The sequence below is a fragment of the Blautia sp. Sow4_E7 genome, from assembly GCF_052116245.1.
GTDB lineage: Bacteria > Bacillota > Clostridia > Lachnospirales > Lachnospiraceae > Blautia_A.
On sequence record NZ_JBQKLL010000083.1, the window covers coordinates 1 to 4216 of the forward strand.

The following is a 4216-nucleotide window of genomic DNA, read 5'->3' on the forward strand; positions in this document are numbered from 1 at the left end:
AAAGCAGAGCATCCAGAACGCTGGAATGGACGTGCAACCCGTGACTGGAGTCTTCCGGATACTGTATATCTGAACCCGGAAAAGGTACACGAACAATCCGAAAAAGCTGATGAGCAGATGGCTGTTTCATAAAAATCTAATCATTCAAAATGATGGTGATCAGGCAGGATTCTGTGCCTGACGTGATTGCCAATAAACGTAGATAATTTATTGATACTCACGTCAGGTACAGAACAATATCTGATGACCTGCAAGAACAAAAAATAAATATTTTACTGACAACTACCTTGACAGTCAGCGAATTTCAGATTGGGCCATTAAATTTAAAACGGGATGTAAGTCAGAGTATTTATTAATTGAAATTAACTCGTGATATATATAATAAGGCACAAAAAAGGACCCTGCAGCCCGCAGGTCCTTTTTTAGTGAAGGTATTTTGCTGCGATATATGGATAGTAAGTAGCGTAGAAGTCCATAGCGTCATACAGACATTTCTTTAACATTTTCATCATTGTTCTTTCACTCCTTTCTCTTGATTACATTGGTCATTATATAGCGAAACTCTTGCAAATGCTTGCCAAATGTGCCAAAATAGTAGACAAATCTTGCAATAAAACGATTGCATTTCCAGACAACACACTTTGCAAAACATTACATGCGTACAGCAGCCAACCGCCAGGTGACAGAAAGAGGTCTTATGCACTTACAATACAAAAACACTAACAAGAGCATCCAGACAGTATCTAAGACTGCCAGACATGCAGGTCCCCATCTTCACAATACCCTGGAGCTGATCTATATGCTTGACGGCACATTAGAATTAGGAGTGGGGCAGGAGTTATATCATATGGAAACTGGAGATATAGGTATTGTATTTCCCGACATTATTCATCATTATCAGGTGTTTGGAAATGACCCGCACAAAATCTATTGTGTGAATCTTGCCGCCGACAGACTGGGCGTTTTCAGTGAAGAGCTGCAAAACTTTGCTCCTGTATGTCCTGTGATTCCAGGAAAAAATTTAGGCGAAGAAATTTCTTACGCGCTTTTTCGAATGATGATAACCGGGGAAAATGAATTTTTGATCCTGCAGGCCTATCTTCAGATCGTCCTTGCCAGATGCCTTCCCCTTCTTGACCTGGATGAAAAGTCAAAGGTGGGAAGCAGTGATCTGATCTATCAGACAGTCGCCTATATTTCCCGCCATTTCCGTGAAAATATAACCCTGGACAAAATGGCAAAGAAGCTTTGTGTAAGCAAATACGCAGTTTCCAGAGTCTTCTCCGGAACGTTTCACAGTAATTTTAATCAATATCTCAATGACGCCAGAATCCGTTATGCATGTGCACAGCTGGAAAACACCCAGGATTCTATTATAGAAATCTGTCTGGACAGCGGCTTTGAAAGCCAGCGGACATTTAACCGGGCTTTTAAAGAACGATACCGGATGTCCCCCAGCCAGTACCGGAAAAAGTCAGCAATCAGCCAGTTATCAATCTAAAAATCAGAATTAGGCAAAGAGAGGAAGGCGCATATTATGGAACTTCGGGAATTACGCTATTTCCTTGCGGTTGTAAGGGAAGAAAATATTACACGTGCAGAGGAAATCATCGAACTGGTAGAAAAAACAGAACAGGAAATCAGTTACGATCTTGAAGAAGTGATGGGAGATATTTATATTGGGGGAAGCATTTCAGAAAGTGTTCTGGCGGTAGCGGCAGAACTGCGAAATACATATCCTGGGATCCATTTCCACTTTTATAGCGGTGATGCAGTGGATGTATCGGAACGATTGAATCATGGCAGTCTGGATTTTGCCGTCATGCTTGAACCCATTGATAATATAAAATATGATTTCTTATCTCTTCCAGATTGTTCAGAATGGGGAATCCTTATGAAAAAAAGTAATCCGCTGGCAGTGAAAAAAGCTTTGTCCAAAGAAGACATGAAAGGGATTCCCCTGATTATGCACCAGAGGATCGGCCTTCAAAATGAGATCGCACATTGGGCCGGAACAGACCTTGAAAGTCTGAACATCGCAGCAACTTATAATGTGGTCCATGGAAGTCCGGTTCCCTTTGTGATGCAGGGCATGGGATATTTTTTGACCGCAAGAGATTTACTTGCCCCCACACTTGATCCAGAAGTATGTTTTCTTCCATTAGCGCCGAAACTGCCAACAAGGCTGGCACTGGTATGGAAAAAACATGCTGTGTTCAGTAAAGTGGCAAAAATGTTTTTCAATACCTTAAGCAGAAATAACACCAATAAATAAAGGAAGGGAAAACCTATGATATATACATCTACATATTCATCGCCATTAGGTTCTATTTTGCTGGCTGCGGATGAAATCGGTCTTACTGGTCTGTGGTTTGAAGGGCAGAAATATTTTGCAAACACACTTCCAGAGAAGAGAATTTCACAGGAAACAGAGATTCTCGCAGAAGTAAAGAAATGGCTGGACATATATTTCTCTGGCAAAGAGCCCACATTTACGCCGCCGCTTCATCCAGAAGGATCTGCATTCAGGCAGGCTGTGTGGAAGATTTTATTACAGATTCCTTATGGACAAACGATTACGTATGGGGAAATCGCTCGCAGAATGGCAGAAATAAAAAAGATCACGCACATGTCTGCACAGGCCATAGGCGGTGCCGTTGGACATAACAAAGTTTCCATTATCATTCCCTGCCACCGTGTAGTAGGCACAAATGGCAGTCTGACAGGGTATGCGGGAGGAATTGATAAAAAAATCTCACTGCTAAAATTGGAACACGCTGATTTGAGCCATTTATTTATTCCCACAAAAGGAACTGCGCTTTAATAAGACTTAGTTCATCTGCTTCTGATACAATTCTCCCATCAAAAAATCAATATTTTTGTTTTGGCTCAAAGTGGTAAAGGTAAAATAGGTTACTGTTCACTCCGTGACCAGTAACACGCTTCGCGATGCACAGAAATCATGCATTCGCATGATTTCGCGCCGAGATTCTCAGGTTTTCTGTGAACTTTGTTCACAAAAAACACCTCGCAGAACGTTATCAGTGAACAGTAACTAAAATAGTACTTGACAGATAGTAACACCCAGTGTTTATACTTACATCATACAGTAAAAATGTTATATCAAGGAGACATGCATATGCTTTATAATCCTCAGCTTGAAACTTTTTTGTGTGTTGTAGAATCCGGGAGCTTCAGTAAGGCTGCGGAAAAATTGTTTATCACAGCACCAGCAGTAATAAAGCAGATTAATTCTCTGGAAAGCAGTCTGAATCTGCAGTTATTTGACCGTACTCACCGGGGACTTATTGTAACGGAAGCTGGAAAATCTATTTATAAAGATGCGAAATACATTATTCAGTATAGTAAAGAAGCTTTGCTTAGAGCTGAGAATACAATGAGAGGAGACAAAGAAATCATTCGTGTTGGGATTTCACCGATGACGCCTCCCCAGATTTTTTCCAGCCTGTTTCCGAAAATACAGGAACTTTATCCAGAGATCAAATTCCAGCTGATCCCTTTTGAGAATACACCGGAAAACGCCCGGGAGATTCTGGGAAATCTGGGGCAGAATATTGATGTGGTTGCCGGAATTTTTGATGATACCCTGCTGGATCTTCGAAAATGCAGGGGAATTGAAATATCCAGAGAAGCTTTCTGCTGTGCAATGTCCATTCACCACAGACTAGCTGGAAAAGAATGCCTTGAACTCCAGGACCTCTATGGGGAGAACCTTATGCTGATTCATCGGGGATGGAGCGAATATGTTGATATTTTAAGAGATGACCTGTGGGAACATCACCCGGAAATCAACATTGTGGATTTTGATATCTACAATGTAGAAACCTTTAACCGCTGCGAAAACAGCAATGATGTTTTGCTGGCTATAAAAAGCTGGGAAAGTGTCCATCCGCTTATGAAACTGGTTCCTGTAAACTGGAATTACGGAATTCCTTTTGGACTCCTTTATTCCCCGGAGCCATCCGAAAAAGTAAAAAAAGTCCTGAATGCAATCGAAAAAACAAGGGAACTATAATCATTTTCAGTTAACATATAACCTTATGGTTTACACTGCATAACCAAATGAGACTTCTGCAGGAGTCTCATTTCAGACTGTAGACAAACTTGGTGTTGGGTGTTATGCCCAGCACCATTTTTCTTTTAAAACTTCTTTTCTTTTTATTTTTTTCAAAATCAACAAAAATCTGGCTGTGTT

General features: G+C 40.9%; 4 protein-coding genes. All 4 read left to right on the plus strand.

Features of this window, described 5'->3' with window-relative positions:
• Window positions 1–697: 697 nt before the first annotated feature.
• The gene (locus tag ACTQ50_RS19125) at window positions 698–1501 is read left to right on the plus strand and encodes a helix-turn-helix domain-containing protein (protein WP_441485486.1); all 804 of its coding nucleotides are present in this window, start codon (window positions 698–700) and stop codon (window positions 1499–1501) included.
• A gap of 36 nt (window positions 1502–1537) precedes the next feature.
• Entirely contained in the window at window positions 1538–2275 is a 738-nt protein-coding gene (locus tag ACTQ50_RS19130; RefSeq protein WP_441485487.1) for a LysR substrate-binding domain-containing protein, read from the plus strand.
• A gap of 15 nt (window positions 2276–2290) precedes the next feature.
• A complete protein-coding gene (locus ACTQ50_RS19135) occupies window positions 2291–2824 on the plus strand; it encodes a methylated-DNA--[protein]-cysteine S-methyltransferase (RefSeq protein ID WP_441485488.1) in 534 nt (177 codons plus the stop codon).
• 315 nt (window positions 2825–3139) lie between these two features.
• Window positions 3140–4036 (plus strand): LysR family transcriptional regulator, encoded by an 897-nt coding sequence (locus ACTQ50_RS19140; protein ID WP_441485489.1) that lies wholly within the window; start codon window positions 3140–3142, stop codon window positions 4034–4036.
• The last annotated feature ends 180 nt before the right edge of the window (window positions 4037–4216 follow it).